The 19,910-nt window shown below is 74.4% G+C and carries 21 protein-coding genes; 8 read left to right on the forward strand and 13 right to left on the reverse strand.

The genetic code is table 11. From position 1 onward, the window contains the following. Nucleotides 1–2: 2 nt before the first annotated feature. Genes ACH4ZA_RS18805 through ACH4ZA_RS18845 form a run of 9 tightly spaced genes read right to left on the reverse strand, consistent with a single transcriptional unit; the run spans nt 3 to nt 10,404 of the window. Complete coding sequence (locus ACH4ZA_RS18805) at nt 3–1,118, reverse strand: GNAT family N-acetyltransferase (protein ID WP_398430420.1); 1,116 nt, start codon at nt 1,116–1,118, stop codon at nt 3–5. After that, the gene (locus ACH4ZA_RS18810) at nt 1,115–1,762 is read right to left on the reverse strand and encodes a lipopolysaccharide biosynthesis protein (protein ID WP_319278333.1); all 648 of its coding nucleotides are present in this window, start codon (nt 1,760–1,762) and stop codon (nt 1,115–1,117) included. The genes ACH4ZA_RS18805 and ACH4ZA_RS18810 overlap by 4 nt, the downstream gene beginning before the upstream one ends. After that, the gene (locus ACH4ZA_RS18815; RefSeq protein ID WP_319278334.1) at nt 1,759–2,925 is read right to left on the reverse strand and encodes a glycosyltransferase; all 1,167 of its coding nucleotides are present in this window, start codon (nt 2,923–2,925) and stop codon (nt 1,759–1,761) included. The genes ACH4ZA_RS18810 and ACH4ZA_RS18815 overlap by 4 nt, the downstream gene beginning before the upstream one ends. After that, nucleotides 2,922–3,662 (reverse strand): polysaccharide deacetylase family protein, encoded by a 741-nt coding sequence (locus ACH4ZA_RS18820; RefSeq protein ID WP_319278336.1) that lies wholly within the window; start codon nt 3,660–3,662, stop codon nt 2,922–2,924. Before ACH4ZA_RS18820 ends, ACH4ZA_RS18815 begins: the two co-directional genes overlap by 4 nt. Then, nucleotides 3,649–5,334 (reverse strand): murein biosynthesis integral membrane protein MurJ, encoded by a 1,686-nt coding sequence (gene murJ, locus ACH4ZA_RS18825; RefSeq protein WP_398430422.1) that lies wholly within the window; start codon nt 5,332–5,334, stop codon nt 3,649–3,651. Before murJ ends, ACH4ZA_RS18820 begins: the two co-directional genes overlap by 14 nt. Then, nucleotides 5,331–6,653, reverse strand: a complete 1,323-nt coding sequence (locus ACH4ZA_RS18830) for an O-antigen ligase family protein (RefSeq protein WP_398430424.1) — start codon at nt 6,651–6,653, stop codon at nt 5,331–5,333. The genes murJ and ACH4ZA_RS18830 overlap by 4 nt, the downstream gene beginning before the upstream one ends. Before the next feature lie 7 nt (nt 6,654–6,660). Next, a complete protein-coding gene (locus ACH4ZA_RS18835; RefSeq protein WP_319278340.1) occupies nt 6,661–8,076 on the reverse strand; it encodes an exopolysaccharide biosynthesis polyprenyl glycosylphosphotransferase in 1,416 nt (471 codons plus the stop codon). Beyond that, nucleotides 8,073–9,248, reverse strand: a complete 1,176-nt coding sequence (locus ACH4ZA_RS18840) for a glycosyltransferase (RefSeq protein WP_398430426.1) — start codon at nt 9,246–9,248, stop codon at nt 8,073–8,075. Before ACH4ZA_RS18840 ends, ACH4ZA_RS18835 begins: the two co-directional genes overlap by 4 nt. Before the next feature lie 52 nt (nt 9,249–9,300). Continuing rightward, nucleotides 9,301–10,404 carry a DUF3344 domain-containing protein gene (locus ACH4ZA_RS18845; protein WP_319278344.1) on the reverse strand — a complete coding sequence of 368 codons (1,104 nt, stop codon included), beginning with the start codon at nt 10,402–10,404 and terminating at the stop codon, nt 9,301–9,303. A 239-nt stretch (nt 10,405–10,643) separates the two neighbouring features. Between ACH4ZA_RS18845 and chpG the strand changes: the two genes are divergently transcribed. From chpG to ACH4ZA_RS18885, 8 genes are all read left to right on the forward strand, one after another. After that, on the forward strand, nt 10,644–10,883 hold the full coding sequence (gene chpG, locus ACH4ZA_RS18850) for a chaplin ChpG (RefSeq protein ID WP_319194057.1): 240 nt from the start codon (nt 10,644–10,646) through the stop codon (nt 10,881–10,883). A 266-nt stretch (nt 10,884–11,149) separates the two neighbouring features. Beyond that, nucleotides 11,150–11,986 (forward strand): hypothetical protein, encoded by an 837-nt coding sequence (locus ACH4ZA_RS18855; RefSeq protein ID WP_398430429.1) that lies wholly within the window; start codon nt 11,150–11,152, stop codon nt 11,984–11,986. Nucleotides 11,987–12,223: 237 nt separating this feature from the next. Further along, nucleotides 12,224–12,511, forward strand: coding sequence for a hypothetical protein (locus tag ACH4ZA_RS18860; protein WP_319278347.1), 288 nt, complete (start codon nt 12,224–12,226; stop codon nt 12,509–12,511). 168 nt (nt 12,512–12,679) lie between these two features. After that, nucleotides 12,680–13,177: a DUF5949 family protein gene (locus ACH4ZA_RS18865; protein WP_398430433.1), complete on the forward strand. Its 498-nt coding sequence runs from the start codon at nt 12,680–12,682 to the stop codon at nt 13,175–13,177. Further along, complete coding sequence (locus ACH4ZA_RS18870) at nt 13,177–13,773, forward strand: vitamin K epoxide reductase family protein (protein ID WP_319278351.1); 597 nt, start codon at nt 13,177–13,179, stop codon at nt 13,771–13,773. Before ACH4ZA_RS18865 ends, ACH4ZA_RS18870 begins: the two co-directional genes overlap by 1 nt. A gap of 140 nt (nt 13,774–13,913) precedes the next feature. Further along, nucleotides 13,914–14,435, forward strand: a complete 522-nt coding sequence (locus ACH4ZA_RS18875; RefSeq protein WP_319278353.1) for a hypothetical protein — start codon at nt 13,914–13,916, stop codon at nt 14,433–14,435. 223 nt (nt 14,436–14,658) lie between these two features. Next, on the forward strand, nt 14,659–15,147 hold the full coding sequence (locus ACH4ZA_RS18880) for a tyrosinase family oxidase copper chaperone (RefSeq protein WP_398430436.1): 489 nt from the start codon (nt 14,659–14,661) through the stop codon (nt 15,145–15,147). Next, entirely contained in the window at nt 15,131–15,997 is an 867-nt protein-coding gene (locus tag ACH4ZA_RS18885) for a tyrosinase family protein (RefSeq protein WP_319278357.1), read from the forward strand. The genes ACH4ZA_RS18880 and ACH4ZA_RS18885 overlap by 17 nt, the downstream gene beginning before the upstream one ends. A gap of 175 nt (nt 15,998–16,172) precedes the next feature. On the opposite strand, the gene ACH4ZA_RS18890 is transcribed toward ACH4ZA_RS18885, so the two are convergent. The 4 genes from ACH4ZA_RS18890 to ACH4ZA_RS18905 form a co-directional block, all read right to left on the reverse strand. Beyond that, complete coding sequence (locus ACH4ZA_RS18890; protein WP_319278358.1) at nt 16,173–16,493, reverse strand: chaplin; 321 nt, start codon at nt 16,491–16,493, stop codon at nt 16,173–16,175. 150 nt (nt 16,494–16,643) lie between these two features. Next, a complete protein-coding gene (locus ACH4ZA_RS18895) occupies nt 16,644–16,922 on the reverse strand; it encodes an acyl carrier protein (protein WP_398430440.1) in 279 nt (92 codons plus the stop codon). Then, entirely contained in the window at nt 16,919–18,019 is a 1,101-nt protein-coding gene (locus ACH4ZA_RS18900; protein ID WP_398430441.1) for an HAD-IIIC family phosphatase, read from the reverse strand. The genes ACH4ZA_RS18895 and ACH4ZA_RS18900 overlap by 4 nt, the downstream gene beginning before the upstream one ends. Further along, complete coding sequence (locus tag ACH4ZA_RS18905) at nt 18,016–19,860, reverse strand: GNAT family N-acetyltransferase (RefSeq protein WP_398430442.1); 1,845 nt, start codon at nt 19,858–19,860, stop codon at nt 18,016–18,018. Before ACH4ZA_RS18905 ends, ACH4ZA_RS18900 begins: the two co-directional genes overlap by 4 nt. Nucleotides 19,861–19,910 lie beyond the last annotated feature (50 nt).

The following is a 19,910-nucleotide window of genomic DNA, read 5'->3' on the forward strand; positions in this document are numbered from 1 at the left end:
CGTCAGGGCCCGCCGCCACCGGCACGCTCCCTCCGCTGCTCCCGCCGGAGCAGCAGCTCCTTGCCCCGCCGCCGCGCGGCCACGTCGCACGCGACCGCCGACAGCAGCGGGGCGGTGCGCCGGCGGGCCAGCAGCAGCCGCTGGTTGACGACCGGTTCGGGCCGCCAGTGGTGCTTGTACGGCTCGTCGCCGCGCAGCAGGCTCAGCGCGGCCCGCCCCCCGTCCCGGGTGTGCTCGGCGCACGCCTCCAGCAGCATCACCGCCACGTCCGCCTTGCACTCCCGCAGCCGCGGATGAGCGCCGTAGAGATAGCCCCCGGCCAGCCGCCGCGACAACAGCGTCAGATCCACGGCCACCACGTCGTCGTCGAGCCGGAACTCGGTGACCACCGCGTCCCCGGAGCGCACCATCGGACCCACCGAGCGCACCAGGTGCTCGCAGAACCGGTCGCGAAGGTGCTCGCCCGTCACCTTCCGCCCCTGCCACTGCAACCGGTGCAGTTCCAGCAGCCGCCGCAGCGCCGAGTCCACCTCCTCCGGGCGCACCGCCTGGCGCTGCACGCCGAGCGCGGTCAGCTTGCGCAGTTTGGCGCGCACCCGCTGCGCCTTCGCCGACGGCAGCCGGGCCACCAGCTCGTCCATGGGCACGGCCGGCAGCTCCAGGCACACCGAGTCGCCGACCCGGCGACGCGGCCCGCGCCAGTGGTCGTAGACGAGTTCCACCGCACCGCCCGGACGCACCTCGCGGAAGTCGATCAGCGCGGTGCGGGCGGCGGCCGCGAGAGCCCCGGTGAGCGCGTCGACGGCCGCCTCGCCGTGCCCGTCGTCGACCAGGACGTCCCCGTAGTCGGAGATCGCCCCGCCGAGCGGCACGAGCGCGGGCACCGGCCGGCGCACGGCGGTCAGCGGAGCGACGGCCACGAGTTCGGCGCCCTCCCGGACCAGCTGCAGGCGCAGCCGGCCCGGGCGGCCGTACGACAGCCACCACGAGTGCAGCCAGGCGTGGCTCTGGAACGGGGTGGCCGTGGCGCACCGCTGGTACAGCCGGTCCCAGGCCGGGGCGAGAGCGGCGAAGGCCTGTTCGTCGGTGACGACCTCGGTGGTGAACGCCGGCTTCACAGCGCCCCGTGGGCGTCCGCGGCGAGAGCCGGGCCGGGGACGGCGGCGGGGCGCGCGCCCTCCTCCTCCCGGCCCCGCCTCGGCCGCGCCAGCAGCACCAGCCCGCCGAGCAGCCCGCCCGCGCTCGCGCCCACCGCGCCGGTCAGGACGGGGGACGCCGAGGAGGGTCCGGTCGGCTTCACCGCCCGGGCGAACTGCTGGAGTTCGACGTTGGTGGTGGCCTGGGAGCTCTTCGCGTGCTGCGTCAGCGAGCGGGAGACCGCGTTGGCCATGTCGGCGGCCAGGTCGGCGCGCGGCGAGGTCGCCGTGATCGAGACCATCGGGGCGTCCGGCGAGGTCGCCGTCTGCACGCTCTGCTGGAGCGTCCGCACCGGCACGCCGGCCCACACCTGCGCGTCCCCGAGCACCGCGAGCTGGGTGGCGACCCGGCCGTAGGCCTGCGCGAAGCCGAGCGCCGAGGCGGGGTCGGACTTCGCCGTCGGGACGGCCACGACATAGGCGGTGGCCGTGTACACGGGCGCCTTGACGGCCCCGTAGGCGCCGCCGAGCAGGCCGCCGGCGACGGCGCCGGCCGCGAGCAGCGCCCAGGGCGGGAGCGCCTTGGCGCGGCGCAGGGCGGCGGGACGGCGAGGGTTCTCGGTCATGGGGAACTGACTCCCTGGGGTGTCGGGGTAGCGGAGGACGACAGGGGTGGTCCGGAAACGGTGGTCGCGTACACGTCCATGAGCTGGGCGGCGCTGCGGGCGATGTCGTAGTGGAGCGCCGCCTCGGGGGCGGTGCGCGGTCCTGGCGCCTGCGCGCGGTACGCGGACAGCGCGCGGACGAACGCGTCGGCGCCGCCGGTCACCCGGCGCGCGCCCGGCGCCGCACCGGCCGGCAGCTGCTCGATCGCGGGACACGAGGCGTAGAGCACCGGCAGACCCGACGCCAGCGCCTCCACGACGGCCAGCCCGAAGGTCTCCTCGGGGGACGGCGAGACGAACACGTCCATGGCGCACGCCAGGGAGGGCAGGTCGGGGCCGCCGGAGCCGTCCGCGACGTAGGGGCGCTCGCCGGCGAACAGGACCCGGTCGGCGACCCCGGCCTCCTGCGCGACGCGCCGCAGCACGTTCTCCTCCGGCCCGCCGCCGACCAGCAGCAGCCAGTGGTCCGGAGTGAGCCGGGCCAGGGCGCGGATGACCACGTCGAAGCGCTTGGCGGCGGTCAGACGTCCGACGCCGCCGACGACACAGGCGTCGTCGGGCAGCCCGAGGCGCCTGCGGGTGCGCAGGCGGGCCGCCGGGTCGAAGCGGAAACGGGCCAGGTCGATGCCGTTGGGGACGACCTCGATCCGCGGTTCCGGCACGCCCCAGCCGCGCAGCCGGTCGGCGACCGTGGGGGAGACGGCGACCGTGGTGCGGCCCAGCCGCTCGCTGGCGAGGTACAGCGCGCGCACCCCGGAGGTCAGCGGCCGTCCCTCCATCTGCGAGTCGCCCAGGGAGTGTTCGGTGGCCACCACCGCGCGGACCCCGGCGAGCCGCGCGGCCAGCCGGCCGTAGACGCAGGCCCGGTACAGGTGCGTGTGCACGAGGTCGTAGCCGCCGGAGCGGACGACCCGGACGAGCCGCGGCAGCGCGCCCAGGTCGCGGTTGCCGGCCATGCCCAGATGGACGACCTTGACGCCGTCCTCGGCGAGCCCGTCGGCCACCGACCCCGGGTTGGTGAGCGTCACCACCTCGCAGTCGACCGGCAGATGCCGCAGCAGCAGCCGCAACTGCTGCTCGGCGCCTCCCACGCCCAGCCCCGTGATGATGTGCAGCGCCTTCACCGCAGCCCCTCGACGGGACGCCGGCGCAACCGGTGCAGCCGGTACTTCAGGAACAGCCGGACGGCGTGGTCGTCCTGCCCGACGTGGACCCGCGGGAGGGCGTGCGGGCCGTTCAGCGGGCCGGGGTCGATCGCGCAGGCGTATGCGTAACCGGCCTCGCCCACGGCGTCCACGGCACGCCGGTCGACCGTCCCGTACGGGTAGCAGAACCCGTCGACGTCGGTACCGAGGAGCTCGGCGAGGGCGGCGCGGCTCTCGACCGTCTCCGCCTTCAGGGTGCTGTCGTCGGCGCGGGTCAGATCGACGTGGGTGAGGCCGTGCGAGCCGATCTCGACGCCCTCACCGGCCGCGCGGCGGATGCCGTCGGCGGTCAGCAGGGGCTTGCGCGGCCCCAGCGGGTCCCAGGCGTTGTCGCCGCCGAGCCGGCCGGGCAGCACGAACAGGGTGGCGTTGCAGCCCTGTCGGCGCAGCACCGGCAGCGCCCCGGTGAGGAAGTCGGCGTACCCGTCGTCGAAGGTGAGGCCCACCAGATCGCGTCCCTCGCCCCGCGCGCGGGCGGCCAGCAGCTCGGCCACGGAGACGCCGCGCAGACCGCGCCGGCGCAGCCACGTCAGCTGCTTCTCCAACCGCTGGGGGGTCACCGTGATGCGGTAGGGATCGTCGGAGCAGTCGCTCACGGAGTGGTACATCGCCACCCACGGGACGGGAGCGCGGGTGCTGCGGTCAGGAGCGGCCATGGCAGAGCTTTCGGGTCGCGGAACGTACGGAACGGAATGCGGAGACGACGCCCTGGGCGCCCAGGGCCCGGCCCAGCAGCAGGAAGACGACGGTCACGGTGAGGCCCCCGACGGCGAGTCCCCGCACGGGGTCGGCGAACCGCGCGGCGGCGAACGCCCCGGCGAGGGTGGCCACCAGTGCCGCGCGCACCGGCCGGCTCAGTTCGCGCAGCACGCCCCGGACGTGGATCGGGACGCTGCGCGGACCCATGCCGGCCAGCAGCACCAGGGCGGTGACGGTGATGCCGGTCGCGTTGGCGACGGCGATGCCGTACACCCCCCAGGGGCCGACCCCCATCGCGCCGATCCAGGACGTCACGACGATCCCGGCGGCCATCGAGCAGACCGGGTACCAGGAGCCGCGGCCCCCCGAGAAGTACGAGCGGACCAGCACGCCCACCAGGGTCTGGCCGAGCAGCCCGAGCGCGTACACCCGCATGACGCCCGCCGTGGCCGCCGTGTCGCGGGCGGTGAACGCGCCGCGCTGGAAGAGCACTTCGACGATCTGCGGGGCGCACGCCACGACCGCGGCGGTGCCCAGCAGCACGATGCACGACGCCAGTGCCAGATCCCGCTCCACCCGGTTGCGGGCCCGCTCGGCGTCCCCCTCCGCCAGCGCCCGCGCGACGACCGGGAAGGTCACCGTGCACACCATCACCGACAGGATCATCGGCATCTGGGCGACCTTCTGCGCGTAGTTGAGGTGCGAGATCGCCCCCGCCGGAAGCTGCGAGGCGAGGAAACGCTCGATGAGCGTCTGGGACTGCCGGCACAGCGCGAAGAGCAGGACCGTCGCCAGCAGCGCGGTGTCCAGCGGCCGCGGCTCCTCCTGGCCGACGGGCGTCTCCCCGGCCGTACGGCCCTTGCGGAGCTGACCGATCAGCGAGGGCAGCTGCACGAGGACCATCAGCAGCCCGCCGACCGCCACCCCGGCCGCCGCCGACCGCACGCCCCAGCGCCCGCCCAGGGCGAACATCCCGGTGACGATGCCCACGTTGTAGGCGACGTAGATCGCCGCGGGCGCCACGTACCGCCGGTGGGCGCGCAGGGCCGCACTGCAGTACCCGGCGAGACCGAAGCTCACCGCGCAGGTCGCGGTCAGCCGGGTGCAGTCGACGGCGAGCGCCGGGTCGGGCAGACCGGGCGCGAGGACGTCGACGACCTGCGGGGCGGCGCCGACGAGCAGCGCGCCGACCGCGACGAACGCCAGCGACAGCCGGGGCAGCGTGCCGGCGACCAGCGCCCGCACCGGGTCGCCGGGCGTGCCCTGGGAGCGGCGGGCCAGCGCCATGCTGAACGCCGGGATGAGGGCGAACGCCAGTCCGTCCTCGATCAGCAGCGTGGCGGCGAACTCGGGCACGGTCCACGCGACGAGGAAGGCGTCGGTGTCGCTGCCCGCCCCGAAGAGGCGGGCCAGCGACTGGTCCCGGACCAGCCCGAGCAGGGCCCCGGCCACCGACAGGGCGGCGGTGACGAGCGCGGCCTTGGCGAGGAAGCCGCTGGAGGCGGCGGGGAGTTCGCCGGCCTCCCCGGCTGCCTCGGGGGCCGTCTCCCCGGACCGCGCCGCGGACCGTGCGGGCGGCACGGACACGGGCCCGTCCGTGCGGGGTGTCCGAGGAGGCGTCACGGTCATCGGGTCCGCGCCTCCTCGAGGCCGCTGCCGCCGACCAGCGCCCACCAGGCGACGACCCCGAAGACGACGGCGGTCAGCACCGTCGACGGTCCGCCGATGTCGGCGTACACGAAGTCGATCAGCTGCCAGACCAGCAGGCCGCAGGCGAACAGCGCGCAGTCGAGGCCTCGGCCGCAGCGGCGGGCGCGCAGCCACCCCCGCAGCCCGCACGCCAGCATCGCCAGCCAGCCGCCCGCGAGGGCGAGCAGTCCGATCAGCCCCTGTTCGCCGAGGACGAGCAGATACATGTTGTGCGGGGACAGCAGCGGCTGCCGGACGAAGCCGGAGCCCGCGCCGTCGGTGTCGCTGCCGGAGGACAGCGCGAGCGGGGCGTGCGCGTCCCGGTGCTCGGGGAAGCCCTTCAACCCGACGCCGGTGAGCGGCCGTTCGGCCCACATGCCGACCGCGGACGTCCACAGGGCGTACCGGTCGGTGACCGACTGGTCGGGGGCGTCCGCGACCTGCGTGATGCTGCTGACGCGCTCCTGGAGCATCGCCGAGCCGACGCCGAAGCCGCCCACCACGACCACCCCGGCGGCGACCGCCGCCGCGCCGACCTTGAGCGCCCGGCGCAGTCCGGCGAGGACCAGCTGGAGTGTGCACGTCAGGGCGGTCGCGATCCACGCGCCCCGGCTGAAGGAGAGCGCGAGCGGCGCCAGCAGGGCGAGCGCGGCGGCGGCGGCGACGGCCCGCTGGCGCCCAGCGGAAGCGCCGAGCGCCAGACCGACCGCGCAGACGAGCCCGAAGGACACGACGGTCGCCATGCCCATCACGTCCTGCGGGCCGAAGGTGCCGACCGCCCGGAGGGTCTCGCCCTGGTAGGAGGCGCCGGTCCCGGTGACGAACTGGTGGACGCCGACGGCGCCCTGCCAGCCCGCGAGCCCGACGAACGACCAGGCGAGCACCCGCAGGTCGGCCCGGTCCCGGACCAGCAGCACGACGGCGGCGGGGACCAGCACGAAGATCTGCAGATAGCGGCCGAGGCCGGTGAGACCCGCGCCCGGCGAGGACGCGCCCATCGCCGCGAGCGCGAGCCCCGCGACCGGCATCGCGAGGACCACGGCCGTCGTACGGGACAGCGGGCGCCGCCGCTGCCGCAGCAGCCGCACCACGCAGAACAGCACGACCAGCGCGGACAGCGCGTCGGCCGGCCCGGCGCCGCCCTCGCCGCCGGGGGAGAGGGGGAGACCGAGCAGGGCGATCACGGCGACCACCGGCAGGACCGGTGACAGCGTCCGGGCGCGGGGCAGCGTGAGCGCAAGGGGCGGGGCGAAGGTCATCGGCGGTTCAGCTCCCGGTCGGTCGCACGAGGGCGGCCGCGGTGCGCAGCAGGATGCACACGTCCTGCCACAGCGACCAGTTGTCGATGTACGCGTTGTCGAAACGGGCCCGGTCCTCGATCGAGGTGTCCCCGCGCAGCCCCTGCACCTGGGCGAGGCCGGTGATGCCGGCCCGCATCCGGTGACGCGCCGCGTAGCCCGGGTAGGTCTGGCTGAACTGGCCGACGAAGAAGGGGCGTTCGGGGCGTGGTCCGACGAGGCTCATGTCGCCGCGCAGGACGTTCCACAACTGGAGCAGCTCGTCCAGCGAGGTCTGGCGCAGGAAGCGGCAGAAGCGGCTCATCTCCCGTTCGCCGGCCACGCTCCAGCGGGTCGCCGACTCGTGCTCGTCGACCGGACGGTGGGTGCGGAACTTCAGCAGGGTGAAGGGCCGGCCGTCCTTGCCGATGCGCTCCTGCCGGAAGACCACCCCGGGGCCGTCGGTCAGCCGCAGCACGGCCGCGCACAGCATCAGCAGCGGGCTCACCAGCAGCAGCAGCGCCCCGGAGACCACGACGTCCAGCAGCCGCTTGCCGAGGCTGCCGCGCCGCCGGGCGCCCAGGTCGAGGCGCCGGCAGGAGAACCCGGCCAGTTGCTCGCGGCTCGCGTACGAAGGGGTGTCGGCGTCGACCTCCCACACCGTGCAGCCCGACTCGGCGAGCGCCCGCAGCAGCGGGCCCTGCACGCTGCGCACGGCGGGGTGGACGCACAGCACGTCCCGCACGCCGTTCTGGATGAGGGCCCGCTGCACCTCCTGACCGGTGGTCAGCACCGGCAGCCCCTCGCCGCCGCCGGGACTCTCGGCCACGACACCCACCGGCTGCACCCCGCAGCGGGGATGCCGCAGCACGGCCGCGGCCACCCGCTGCGCGGTCGTCGCGGGCCCGATGACGAGAGCCGCGCGGGGCCGGCGCAGCAGCGCCCGGCGCCGGCGCAGATGCACGACCGCGCGGGCCGCGCAGCCGGCCGCGGCCTGGGCCGCGCAGCCGGCGACCAGGGTGCGGGCCGAGAGCGCGTGCGCCGGGTTCCACGCCGCGGCGAGCGCGCCGAGCGCGAGCCAGGCCACCGCGATCCGGCCGCACACGGCGGGCAGTTCGTCCAGCACCCCCGCCACCGGACGCGGGCGCTGCGGCCGCAGCAGTATGGTCGCGGCCACCAGCAGGGCCACCAGTAACGGGCGGCGCTGCGCCCCGGTCAGGGCCAGCGCGCCCGCGCACGCGGCGAGGCCGTCGGCGAGCAGCAGCGGCAGCGGCGACGCGGGCGGCGCCGGGGGCCGGCGGGCGGGGAACCGGAATCCCGCCGCGCTGCCCCGCCGGGGGATGACCGAGACGGGCGAGTACCCGGCCTGCGCGCCGGGAGAGGGGACGGTGCTTTCCGCAGTCACGAGTGGATGGACTCCCTGCACTCGGTGGGCGCGACCCGCGCCCCGTTGGTGGTCGTGAGCAGCTCGCGGTACACGCCCTCGACCGCCTCGGCCGTGCGCCGCACGTCGTGCACGGCCAGGACGTGCCGACGTCCCCGGTGGCCGAGCGACTCGCGCAGCAGCGGATCGGGCAGCAGGGCGCAGACCGCCTCGGCGAGCGCCGCGGGGTTCTCTGCGGGGGCCAGGCAACGCTCGGCGAGTCCGGCGGGCAGGCTCTCCCGGGCGCCGTTCACATCGGTCACCACCACGGGTCTTCCGCAGGCCATCGCCTCCAGCGGGGCCAGCGCCATGCCCTCCCAGCGCGAGGGCAGCACCACCAGATCGGCCGCCTGGTACCAGGGCACGGCGTCGGCGACGGCCCCGGCGAAGAGCACCGACTCCGGTGCGCCCGCCCGCAGACGCGCCGCGTCCGGGCCGTCGCCGACCAGCACCAGCCGGGCGGCGGGCGTCCTGGCCACGATCGTGTCCCAGGCCCGCAGCAGCACGTCCTGCCCCTTCTGCCGGCACAGCCGCCCCACGCACACCACCAGCGGAGCGGCCGGGTCGAGGCCGGGCAGGAGAGAGGCCCGCACGGTGTCGACGGAGGCGGGGTGGAAACGCCCGGAGTCGATGCCGTTGGGGACGACGCTCCACCGTGCGGCGATCCCCGCACGCAGGCCGGCGACGCGTTCCGCCTCGCTCACGCACACCAGCCGGTCCGCCCAACGCGCCCCGAACCGTTCCCAGTGGAGGGCGAGTGCGGCGGTGGCGCCCCCGACGGCCTCGAAGGACCAGGCGTGCGGCTGGAACACGGTCGGGATCCGGCCGCGCACCGCGAGCCGGCCGGCGAGCCCCGCCTTCGCGCTGTGCGCGTGCACGAGGTCGGGGCGTACCTCGGCGATCAGGCGTGCGAGCCGCCGCACCTCGCCGGGGAGGGAGGGACCCGGCGACCGGGTCGCCGCCCAGTGCCGGGTCCGCGCGCCCAGGGACCGCAGTTCCCCGGCGAGCCCGCCGGCCGGGCAGGCCACGGTGACGTGCAGACCCGCCGCGAGCTGGGCCCGCGCCAGGTCGGTCACGACCCGGGCGACCCCGCCTTCCACGGGCTGGGTGAGGTGCAGGACCCGGGGCCCGGCGTCGGGTTCTGGCTGGTGCATTGCGCGGATTCCTCGCTCACGGTGGCGCTCGGGACTGCGGGAACGCGCCTGATTACTTCTTCCGTGTGTCGACGGCTACGAAGAGCGCCCCGGCCCACGCCGCGTCCCGGTGGGAAACGAGCCGAACGGCCAGCTGGTCACCGCCGTGCCGCAAACCCCTGCGGAGATCGAACACGTCGGAGTCGTAGCCGAGTGTGTTGACGTACGCCGGTACACGCGCCGCCGGAGCCTCCCCCGGCTCGCTGATCGTGGAGTTCAACACATCGTCAGATGGATTGACCGGGTCGGTGAGCGCGGTGAACGGCGCGCCACCGGTCGACAACATGAGCGAATCACCCGAACGGCCGCGGTCGCCGTCGTAGGCCACGAGCCCTGCCCGGCCGCCTGCGCCCGGTGCGATGTGCAGCCCGCGCAGCCGGATCTCCTTGCCGGCCGGCGAGCCGAGGGTGTCGAAGCCGTCCCACACCGACAGGTCGCGCAGCGGCTCCGCCGGGTCGCGGTACGCCACGACGAGCGTCCAGCCGCCCCACGCCCCGGTCGTCGAACGGCCCATCGCCACGTTCACCTGGGCGACCGTGTAGAGGCCCCGGCCGCTCTCGCGCACCAGCCGGGTGACGTCCGCGGAGGCCTGGAAGGCGTCGGCCCCCTGGGCCACCCGGTGGCCGACGACCGTGTCCGCGAGCACCGCCTTGTACGCCCCGCCGGGCTCGGCGATGAGCACCCTCCCGTTGTCCTTGGGCGGCTTCTGCTCCCCCACGCGCAGGTTGCCGCCCCAGTACAGGCGCGCGTACGTCACCTGCGCGCCCTTGGGCAGACGGACCTCGGCGCGGGAGGAGTTGTAGGTGTTCGGGTCGTCGTCGACGTCGACGTAGAACATGTCGAAGCCGTTGTTGACGCCTGCCCCGCCCTGGCGGACGGCGGGGCAGGCGGGCGCCGCCCGGACCGCCGGAGCGGCCCGGCAGCTGATGGCCGCGTTGGCCGCGCGGACGATCCCGCCGTGCTGCGTGGCGTGGTAGCGCTGCTGGAAGGGGAGGCTCTTCGCCTCCGTGGCGGGCGGCGCGCCGGCCGCACGGGCGCCGGACGGCGCCCAGAGCGAGGCGAGGGCGAGAACGCCGACCGTCGCGCGGCGCAACAGCGGACCCAGGGAATTGCGCATGACCGGCAGTGGCCTTTCGTGCGATTTGCTTGCAATAGGCGTGCGGCAGATGGGGCGCAACTCTAACTTCTGTCCGGATTAATCCGTAGAAACAGGACAAGTGTGTCGGAATGGTGAAGCGAAGCCTCGGGTGACATCACTCCTTTGGCGGCACAACCCCCGCGCCCCCCGCGCGTTGACCTCAGCGCCGGGCATCCCCGCCCAGGTGTTTGTGTCAAAACCCCAAGGAGCACCTCTCCATGTCGCGTATCGCGAAGGGCCTGGCCCTGACCTCCGTTGCCGCCGCGGCCGTCGTCGGCGCCTCCGGCATCGCCGCCGCCGACAGTGGCGCGAACGCCGTCGCCGCGCACTCCCCGGGCGTGCTGTCGGGCAACGTCGTCCAGGTTCCCGTCCACATCCCGGTCAACATCTGCGGCAACACGATCAACGTGGTCGGCCTGCTGAACCCGGCGTTCGGCAACACCTGCGTCAACGACTGACGTCACCTCGTTCCGAGGTCACGACACGTCATCCGTCGAACGGCCGCCCTCCCGCCAGGAGGGCGGCCGTTCGCGTTTGCGAAAGCGTTACCCCGAACGGGCGGACGCGCGGCGACACGCTCGGCGTGCCTTGACAGGGCTTCCACCTGCGGCGGGGCGGGTGGAACGGATCACCAGTGATCACTTTGTGTACTTGATCGGTTGCGGAGCGCGACAATCTGTTCGCACGGTGGGCGAAAGACCCGACGTAATCGAAAGGATTTCCCATGCGTGGTCTGCCCGTACGGCGTATCGCTTCCACCGCTCTGTGCGCCTCCCTCGTCCTCGGCATCGCCGCCCCCGCCGCCATGGCGACCGACCGAGCCGCGGCCCGTGAGCGCGTCGCCTCGGCGTCGGACGCGCCCGTCCCCGGCGCCGCCGCGCTGCTCGCCCAGGTCGAGGGTCTCGGCCGGGTCGGCACCGTGATCACCCCCGTCACCGAGCTGCTCGGAACCGCCCTCAAGGCCGAGGACGGTCAACTCACCCCCGATCAGGCGACGCAGCTCGCCGAGGCCGTCAAGGCGGCCGTCGCGAAGATCAGCGCGACCGCGGGGACGGCCGCGCCGGCCCTGCCCGCCACCCCGGCGGCCCCCGCGGCCCCCGCCGACCCGGCCGCCGCGCTCCCGGCCGCCCCCGCCGCTCCCGCGCTCCCGGCTGCTTCGGGGACCGCGGTCTCCGCTCCGGCGGCGACCGTCGCTGCCGCAAAGCCGAAGGTCGCCGCCGACCCGGTGTCCGACGCCGTCGCCGCCGTGCAGAAGGCCGTCGACGACCTGCTCGCGGCGGCGACCTCGCTCGACGTCGGCAACATCGTGCCGGCGGTCACCGGTGTGGTGGACGGCCTGCTCGACCTGCTGGCCGCGACGCTGGCCGGGCTCGGCCTGTCCCTGCCGAGCCTGCCCGAGCTGCCGACGGAGACACCCGCCGCGGCCCCGGACGCGCCCGCCGCGCCGGCCGCTCCGCTGCCCGCGGCTCCGGCCCTGCCGCCCGCTCCCGCCCTGCCGGCCGCTCCGGCGCTGTCCGTGGCGCCCGCGGCTCCGGCGGCGCCGGTGCTTCCCGTCCGCTGACGGCCGCCGGACGACCGTTCCCGACAGGGCGGTTGCCGGCACGGTGGCAGCCGGTACAGCAGTCGGCGCCACGGTGGTTCTCCGCAGATCCGCACCCCGGCCCCCAGAAGGTCGCCGGGGTGCGGAAATTCTGTGCACACGGTTTCCGCATCGGACGGGGCTCGTTAGGCACGGCGTCAGAATTTCCCCTGGTGACCTGCCGTTCCGAGCCGCAGAGTCGCCGATGAAAGGAATCCGATGAAGTCCCTGAAGGCTGCCGTCGTCGTCGCCGGATCCGTGGTGCTCGCCGGTGTCGCCGCGCCCGCGTTCGCCGCCCCCGCCGACCTCACGCCCACCAGCCTCAACGGCGCCGTGGACACCCTCGCCAGGGGTCCGATCAACGTGGAGGACGCGCTGCCTCTGCAGCACCAGTCGGACGCGCTCGACACCGAGAACAAGGACTCCGTCCTCCACACCGTGAACAGCGCCGCCGAGGCCCTCAACACCCACAACCCGCTCCTCGGCGGGCTGCCGCTGCAGGGCTGAGACGCCCACGCCGCAGGGCCGGTCCCGTCACCGACGGAACCGGCCCTGCGCGCTGTTCGAGACCTGTCGAGCGACGCGTCCCTCGTTCGTGTGGAGCGGAGCAGCGGCGTCCCCCGGTCGGGTGAGAACACGCCCGGAGGCCCTCCGGCACGCCGATAGGGTCGCGCGGTGACCTCAACCCCCAGCGCAACCCTGCCCTTTCGCGTGACCGACCTGGGCACCCTCGTCGTGATGCCGTGGAGCGGCGAGGCTCCCGACGGCGGCGACATGCCCTACCTCCTCGCGTACTCCCTGGGCGACACCGCGGAGGGCCCCGAGGGCACCGCCCGCGCCGTCGCGCGACTGCTCAGCGACAACGGCATGCCCGTCGGAGGCGTCGTCGACGGCGCCGAGCGGCCCAGCCTGCCGGTCACCCTGCTGGTCGAGTCCGGCGCGGCCGTCCTGAACATGCCGGGCCTCAACGCCCAGTGCCGGCCGCCGGGGGAGTGGCTCGCGGCCGTCGAACAGCGCGGCTACGCCTACCTCGTCCTCACCTGCCGCGCCTGGCCTGAGGCCACCCCCGGACAGGCCGTCACGCCCGAGGCGCTGGCCGCGTTCGCGGGCGCCGAAGAGACCCTGACGGCGGCGGCGCACATCGTCCTGCCCGCCCGCCGCCTGCGCGGCTGATGAGGCCGCCGCAGCCTGCGGCCGTAGGCGGCAGCCGTGCGTTCGCCCTGCTGCTGGTCCTGGCCGGCGCCGCCGGGCTGTCGGCGTCCTGGGTCATCACTCTCGACGAGTTCAAGCTGCTGGAGGACCCCGGGTTCACTCCGGGGTGCAGTCTGAACCCCGTCCTCTCCTGCGGCAGCGTCATGCAGAGCGACCAGGCCTCGGTGTTCGGGTTCCCGAACCCGATGCTCGGCCTCGTGGCCTACGGCATGGTCGTGTGCGTCGGCATGAGCCTGCTCGCCGGGGCCGCCTTCCCGCGCTGGTACTGGCTGACCTTCACCGCCGGCTGTCTGTTCGGCGTGGGGTTCGTGTCCTGGCTGCAGTTCGAGTCGCTGTACCGGATCAACGCGCTGTGCCTGTGGTGCTGCCTGGCGTGGATCGCCACGATTCTCGCGTTCTGGTACGCCGTCTCGTTCGACGTGCGGCACCGGCTTCTGCCCGCTCCGGCCGGCGTGCGGACGTTCTTCGCCGAATTCACCTGGGTGCTGCCGCTGCTGCACATCGGAGCGATCGGAATGCTGATCCTGACCCGGTGGTGGAGTTTCTGGACCGGCTGACCGGCTGACCGGCTGACCGGTGCAGCGGTAGCACTATTACGGCAGTCGGGGGATTTGTGAACTGAAGCCGTTTTCCGGCTCGTTACCCGGTACGGACACAAGGCCTCCCCGCTCACCTGTCGAAAGGGACCGTACCCGAGATGAAGTCGACCACCCGAGGAACCCTCGCCGCAGTGATCACCTGCGTGGCCGCCGCCGCAGGCGCCGCCGTCTCCGCGACCCCGGCCGCCGCGATCGGCACGGTCCCCGTCCCGGTTCCGCTGGACGGCGTCGAGAAGTCCCTCAACGTGGAACTGCCCAGGGTCGGCGGCGAGCTCCCCCTGCCGACGCCGGGCGCGCCCGAGGGGCCGCGCTTCGTCGAGGGCCGGCTCATCCCGGACCGGGTCGTTCCGCAACTGCCCGTCGCCGCCGGCCTGCCGGGCCTCGGCCTGCGCGCGCCCCTGCCGGAGGTCCTCGGGGCCGACTTCAACCACCTCGGACTCGACGCCCCCGCCTCCGACCTGCGCACCCAGGGCCCGGGCCTGGCGCTGGACGCCCCGCTCACCGCGCCCAACCCCGACCGCTTCGGTCTGCCGGACCTCCAGACGCCCCAGGTCGGTGTGATCACCCCCGTGCTGCAGGCCGTGCCCGGCGCGGACCTCGGCCTCAGCGAGGGGCTGTAGACAGGCGCCGTCCCGACCCCCTGAGGAACCGCTAAGAGACAGCTGACGAACCGCCACGACCACGGGCCCGGACGCCTCGTCCCGGGCCCGTCGTCGTGCCCGGCTCCCCGCCGGGGCGGCCGATCGAGGGCCGGGCGGTGACCAGTCGGCCCACCGAACGGTTACCCCCACGGAGGAAGCCGCCGGACCACGGGGGCGAGCGAACCGGGACGAGGAGAACACCATGGCCGTCAGTGCCGACGCAGTACCCCTGGCCGTGCCGTCGGCGGGTCCGGCAAGACCCGTCACGGCACGCCCCGCGCGGCGACGCGATCTGCTGCGCGCTCTGCTCGGCGCCTCCGCCGCCCTCGCGATGGTCCCGGTCGTCGCCGCCACCGGGCCGCGCGGCCCGGCGGACCACGGTCCCGCGGACACCTCGTTCGACGAGACCTACCGGGGGCGTCGCATCCGGGGGCTCCTCACCACCGGCGGGACCGCCGGCGCGGGCCACGCCACGTGGACGGTCACGGTCGACGGCCGTCCGCTGCACCTCATGCGCCGCGCCGACGGCACCTGGCTGAGCATGGTCGACCACTACCGCTCGTACGCCACCCCGCTGGAGGCGGCACGCGCCGCCGTCGACGAACTCGGCCCCGGACAGCGGCTCCGCGAAGCGGGCCCGGCACACCACGACGACACGCACATGGGGGGACACCATGGCCTACATCCGTAAGGACGTCAGCACGCTCACCGCCGCCGAACGGCGGCGCTTCGTGAACGCGCTGCTCGAGATCAAACGGAAAGGCGAGTACGACGAGTTCGTGCGCATGCACATCGACCACTACGTCGCGGACGGCGAAGGCGGCCTGCGCAGCGCCCACATGGCGCCCTCCTTCCTGCCCTGGCACCGACGGTTCCTGCTCGACCTGGAGCAGGCCCTGCGCCGGGTCGACTCCTCCGTGACGGTGCCCTACTGGGACTGGACGCGCCGGCGCACCCCGACCGGCGCGCCCTGGACGCCGGACCTGCTGGGCGGCAACGGACGCCGCTCCGACCACCGGGTGACCACCGGACCGTTCGCCTACGCCACCGGCGACTGGACCCTCAAGGAGAACGTCACCGACGGGAAGTTCCTCACCCGGGACCTCGGCCGGGCCGCGGCCCCGATCGACCTGCCCACCGCCGCCGACGTGGAGTGGGCGCTGAAGGACCCGGTGTACGACGTCTCGCCCTACGACTCGACCCTCACCCGGGGCTTCCGCAACAAGCTGGAGGGCTGGGGGACCGGTTCGGGCAGCGCCGCCTGGCGCAACCACAACCGGGTGCACCGCTGGGTCGGCGGGGTCATGCTGGGCGGCGCGTCCGTCAACGACCCCGTCTTCTGGCTGCACCACGCCTTCATCGACCTGCTGTGGACCCGCTGGCAGAGCCGTCACCGCGAGCACCGCTATCTGCCGGCCGAACCGCCGGGGCCGGCCGCCGGCCAGTACCGGCGGGTCGTCGCCCGCCGGGAGAAGCTGCCGCCGTGGGACGTGACGCCGGATCAGCTGGAGGACGTGTCCCGGATCTACCGGTACGCCTGACGGGTACGCCCGCCCCGGAACGGGTCGCCGGCGACCGGGGGCCTGGGAGGCGGGGGCACGTCAGGAAGACAAGGGGAGAGCCCCGGCGCTCGAGGTGCCGGGGCTCTCCTGGTGGTGCGAACGGTGCGTACCGTGCGTACGACCGAGGTGTACGCGGGGGCGTACGGACGACTGCTCAGCCGCCGTAACCGCCGCCCTCGTGGTGCTTGTCGCCGCCGTCGTGGTGCTTGTCGCCGCCGTGCTTGCCGTGCTCGCCGCCGACGTTGGCGCAGGTGTTGCCGAAGGCCGGGTTCAGCAGGCCGATGACGCTGATGGTGTTGCCGCAGACGTTGACCGGGATGTTGACCGGAACCTGGACGACGTTGCCCGACACGACACCCGGCGAGCCCACGGCCGCGCCCTGCGCACCCGCGTCCGCCATGGCCAGGCCGGCTCCGCTGACCACCACGGCGCTGGTGCCGAGGGCAACAGCGGCGACCTTCGCGATGCGAGACATCACGTTCTCCTTAAGTGATTCGGTACGTGCGGCAGCAGGGGGCGCCGTCGCACGCCCCGTTCAACGCCGCCGCCCCCGACCGGTCACGGGGCGTCCGTACGGATCACCCTTTTTGAACAGGCAGTAGTACAGACGGGTGGCCAGTTCCCCTCATGGCGCCGGGAGACAGGCCGCGACGAAGTCGGCCAGGGTGGCGATGGACTGCAGACTGTCCAGGCTCAGGTCCAGTGCTGCCACGTCGACGCCGTAACGCCGGTCGATCGCGCCCAGCAGGGCGACGCCGGCCAACGAGGTGAGACCGATGCGCGGACCGAACAGGTCGGCGTCCGCGGGGAGTTCCGCGACGAAGGTCTCGTCGAGTCGGGCGGCCTCGGCGATCATCGAACGGATCTCCCCTTCCACCGCGTCCCGGTCCGGGGTGTCGCTCACGCCTCGATGTCCTCTCGGTCGGATACGTGCAGCCATGCGGGCGGCTCGGGCAGGTCACCGTGCAGGGACCTGCCGAGGACCGCGGCGCCTGCGCCTGCCGCGCCCGCGGCTGTGTCGGTGGCGGCGGTGTCGTCCGTGCGGCGCAGACCCGCCTGGCGCAGCAGGATGCGCATCTCGAGGTTGGCGTCCGTCGGGCGCAGCGTCACCCTGAACTCCTCGGCGCCGGCCGCGCGGGAACGCTCCATCAGCCGGAACAGGAAGGCCGCCGCCGCCCCCCGTCCGGCCACCCGGCAGGACAGGGCCAGCAACGGCACGGACCGGACGGTGGGAGCGGTGCCGTCGACGAGGGCGGCGCCGATGACGCCGTAGTCGCCGAAACGGTCCGTCATGGCGGCCGTGAACAGGCCGTGTCCTGGCGAGCCGGCCAGCTCGCGCAGCCGGTCGGGGGTGAGACCGGAGGAGTTCAGCCGGTGCGTGCGCGCGGCGAGCTCCAGCGCGCGCGGGATCTCCTCGGGTGTGGCGGCCCCTACGGTCAGGCGCATGCCGCACCAGCGCAGGAACTCCTCACGGGTGCCCTCGAAGCGTTCGGCCTCGGCCCGGCGGGTCTCCTCGGTGCGGTAGCGGTGCACGCGCGCGCGGGACTCGGGGGTCTGTTCCCGGCCCTCGAACGCGGCCAGCAGCGCGGGGACCTCCGCGGGGTCGAGCGTGCGCACGCCCGGCAGCAGGGCCTCGACCTCGGCACGCTCGTAGGGCGAGTCGTCGACCAGGAGCAGGGCCTCCACGGCTATGCCGAGGTCCTTCGCGATCGCGCGCAGCGACTCGCTCTTGTCCTGCCAGGAGACCTGCGGCGCGAGGAAGCGCGCCCGCAGCTCGGGCACGCCGTCCAGGCGGCCGAGCACCGAGGGCGCGCTGCGGCTGGCGATGCTGCTCAGCACACCGCGGGCCGCCAGCGCGTCGATCGCGGCGAGCATCCGGGCGCGGGGCACGGGCAGCGCGTCGGTGGCCGACTCGACGGCGATCTCGTCCCAGAGCGTGCCGTCGAGGTCCCAGACGACGCACTTGACCCGGTCGGGATCGAAGCTGTCCGTGCCGCTCATCGCACGCCGTCCTGCTCCGGGAGGAACAGTTTCATCGCCAGGCTGGTCGGGTCGAAGCCGAACTTGCGGTAGACGGTGCGCATCGGGACGTTGCCCACGTGCACGCGGCCGACGACCTCGGTGATGCCGTTCGCCAGACAGAACTCCAGGCCCGCCGTGAGCAGGAGTTCCGCGACGTCGCTGCGGTTGTCGACGGGGGACACCGCGAGGGAGCGGAAGTTGGCGTAACGGTCGCCGGTCATCGCGTTCTGGTTGATGCTCACCCAGCACCAGCCGACGGGTTCACCGCCCGGCGCGTGGGCGACGATCATGCCCTCCTTCGACTTCTCCATGGCGCGGCCGAGCCGGGCCGCCCACCGCTCGGGGTCGTCGATGGCGTCCTCGCCGAAGGAGACCCGGGCGATCTCGGCCTCGAACCGCCCGATGGCCGGCAGGTCGCGCTCGTCGGCCCGGCGGGTGACGTACGGCTGCGCCCGCTCGACGAGGGCGGCCCGTTCGTCGTCGGCCGGGGGGCGCCAGCCGTGGACGCGTCCGGACGTGGAGGTGGGGGTGGGGGTTGAGGTGGGGGCGGGCGCCGGAGCAGGGGCGGTGGCGGCGGGTGCGGGCGCCGGGGCCACGGCGGGGGCCGGCTCGGGCGCCGTGTCCTGCGGGGCCGTCGCGGTGGCGGCGTTCTGCGGTGCCGGGGCAGCCGGTTCCTCCGCCGGGACCAGCCGGCCGGGGCGGAAGGGGCCCTTGCCGCAGTTCGGGCAGCCGTCGGCGCGCAGGGCGGCCACCGACGTCCAGCGGGCGCCGGGACCGACGCGGACCCGGGCGTCGCACGCCGCGCAGGTGTACTCGCGCTGCCGGGTGCGCTTGTCGCCCGTGTAGAGCGGGCCGCTGAACTCGCCCAGGTGGGAGGGGGCGGTCGAGGTGGTCGTCAGGAGGTGCTGGAAGAAGCCGACGCCGCCGAGGATGCCGCTGCCCTCGTACTCGTTGAAGTTGCGGATGTAGCCGTTGGTGACCAGGCCGAGCGCCATGATCTCCCGCTGCACCTCGAGCATCTCGTCCGGGCTCTTGCCGCCGAAGGAGAAGAAGACGCTGTGCGCCGGACCCGGCCGCAGACCCTCCACGGCGCGGGAGAGGAAGAGCCGGGCGCCCTCCGGGGTGTACGGCGGGTCGGTCATGGCCACGTCGTGCCGGCCGTGCAGCGCGGCGGGCAGCGGCAGCCGCAGGTCGTGCCGGACCGTCTCCACGCGCGTGCCGAGACCGGCCGCCGTCTTCTGGATGTGGTCGAGGATGTCCTGGGAGATGTCCACTACGGTGACCTGCTCGACGATCGGGCCGCCGAGCACCTCTCCCACCACGGCGACGGCGAGCGAGATCAGGTCGTCGTCCCCGATCAGCAGGAGCGAGCCGCCCGGCAGCGCGCCGGCCGTGAGCAGCGCGAGCACCCGCCGGACCTTGGTCTCGGCCGTGCAGTGCGACTGGTCGATCGACATGTCGGCGGCGGGACCCGACTCCATCAGCGCGCGCAGCCGCCGCACGGCCTCGTCCAGCACGTCCGGGACGACCAGCTCGCGTCCGTCGCAGGTGCGGCAGGTGGCGTCGAGGACGAGGTCCATGCCGAGCCGGGCGACGAGCTCCTGACCGTCCTCGGTCAGCCGCGACGGGCGCTGTGTGGTGACGAGGCCGCGCCGGCGCAGTTCGTTGCCCAGTGCTGCGACGATCGGGACAGGCAGCCCGGTGGCCCGGCTGAGGTCCTTGGTGGAGGCGGGGGCCAGCCGGCGCAGGGCGCGCAGGACTGACCGCACTCCCGGCGGACCCTCCTGGAGCCGGACGGCGTCCGCGACTTCCGTGAGCACGGATTCGGCGGTGCTGCTCCCAGGGTGCCGACGCGCGTTGGTCACAATGC

It is taken from the genome of Streptomyces sp. NPDC020597 (genome assembly GCF_044335095.1).
GTDB lineage: Bacteria > Actinomycetota > Actinomycetes > Streptomycetales > Streptomycetaceae > Streptomyces.

Bases quoted from the DNA above. Each gene is read 5' to 3' on its own strand.
- ACH4ZA_RS18820 (WP_319278336.1), bottom strand. From the start codon at position 3,662: ATGGCCGCTCCTGACCGCAGCACCCGCGCTCCCGTCCCGTGGGTGGCG.
- ACH4ZA_RS18875 (WP_319278353.1), top strand. From the start codon at position 13,914: ATGAAGTCGACCACCCGAGGAACCCTCGCCGCAGTGATCACCTGCGTG.
- ACH4ZA_RS18870 (WP_319278351.1), top strand. From the start codon at position 13,177: ATGAGGCCGCCGCAGCCTGCGGCCGTAGGCGGCAGCCGTGCGTTCGCC.
- ACH4ZA_RS18880 (WP_398430436.1), top strand. From the start codon at position 14,659: ATGGCCGTCAGTGCCGACGCAGTACCCCTGGCCGTGCCGTCGGCGGGT.
- ACH4ZA_RS18885 (WP_319278357.1), top strand. From the start codon at position 15,131: ATGGCCTACATCCGTAAGGACGTCAGCACGCTCACCGCCGCCGAACGG.
- chpG (WP_319194057.1), top strand. From the start codon at position 10,644: ATGTCGCGTATCGCGAAGGGCCTGGCCCTGACCTCCGTTGCCGCCGCG.
- ACH4ZA_RS18855 (WP_398430429.1), top strand. From the start codon at position 11,150: ATGCGTGGTCTGCCCGTACGGCGTATCGCTTCCACCGCTCTGTGCGCC.
- murJ (WP_398430422.1), bottom strand. From the start codon at position 5,334: ATGACCGTGACGCCTCCTCGGACACCCCGCACGGACGGGCCCGTGTCC.
- ACH4ZA_RS18900 (WP_398430441.1), bottom strand. From the start codon at position 18,019: ATGAGCGGCACGGACAGCTTCGATCCCGACCGGGTCAAGTGCGTCGTC.
- ACH4ZA_RS18890 (WP_319278358.1), bottom strand. From the start codon at position 16,493: ATGTCTCGCATCGCGAAGGTCGCCGCTGTTGCCCTCGGCACCAGCGCC.
- ACH4ZA_RS18830 (WP_398430424.1), bottom strand. From the start codon at position 6,653: ATGACCTTCGCCCCGCCCCTTGCGCTCACGCTGCCCCGCGCCCGGACG.
- ACH4ZA_RS18840 (WP_398430426.1), bottom strand. From the start codon at position 9,248: ATGCACCAGCCAGAACCCGACGCCGGGCCCCGGGTCCTGCACCTCACC.
- ACH4ZA_RS18845 (WP_319278344.1), bottom strand. From the start codon at position 10,404: ATGCGCAATTCCCTGGGTCCGCTGTTGCGCCGCGCGACGGTCGGCGTT.
- ACH4ZA_RS18860 (WP_319278347.1), top strand. From the start codon at position 12,224: ATGAAGTCCCTGAAGGCTGCCGTCGTCGTCGCCGGATCCGTGGTGCTC.
- ACH4ZA_RS18810 (WP_319278333.1), bottom strand. From the start codon at position 1,762: ATGACCGAGAACCCTCGCCGTCCCGCCGCCCTGCGCCGCGCCAAGGCG.